Origin of the sequence: Aeromonas sp. sif0611, from assembly GCF_019218845.1 — a bacterium.
Taxonomy (GTDB): domain Bacteria; phylum Pseudomonadota; class Gammaproteobacteria; order Enterobacterales; family Aeromonadaceae; genus Aeromonas; species Aeromonas media.
Genome location: NZ_JAHUWU010000029.1, coordinates 1 through 500, shown reverse-complemented (window position 1 = coordinate 500; position 500 = coordinate 1). Strand labels below are relative to the sequence as shown.

The following is a 500-nucleotide window of genomic DNA, read 5'->3' as shown; positions in this document are numbered from 1 at the left end:
GCCCTTCTCCTTCGCGGGACATTTTTCGCCCGAAGGCATGGCGGCCATGCGCCTGTACCGCCATTTGTTCAAGCCGTCGGCAACGCTGGCGCGCCCCTACGCCATGATAGGCGTGCCGGTCGTGGCCGCCGAAACCGATGAAGCCGCGAGGCGCCAGGCCACCACCCAGCAGCTGAAATTCCTGTCGCTGGTGCGCGGCAACCGCCTGCAGCTGCAACCGCCCGTGGACAGCATGGACGGCCTGTGGAACGAATGGGAGCGCGAGGCGGTCCATCAAAGACTGGGCGCGGCCATCGTGGGCGGCCCGGATACCGTCCGGCGCGAACTGGAAGCGCTGGTGGCCGAAACCGAGGCCGACGAAGTCATGATCGTCTCGGATTTCTACGATATCGCCGACCGCCTGCGTTCCTTCGAGATCGTCGCGTCGTTGAAAAACGGCGCCCCGGCAAGCACCGCGGCCTGAGGGCCGCAGCCCGCGCCTCAGGCGCCAACCATTGCGA

1 pseudogene is annotated in these 500 nt (G+C 66.8%); it reads left to right on the top strand.

Features of this window, described 5'->3' with window-relative positions:
- Positions 1-463: pseudogene (locus tag KW824_RS20615) on the top strand (LLM class flavin-dependent oxidoreductase); the annotation flags it as partial.
- Positions 464-500: the final 37 nt, after the last annotated feature.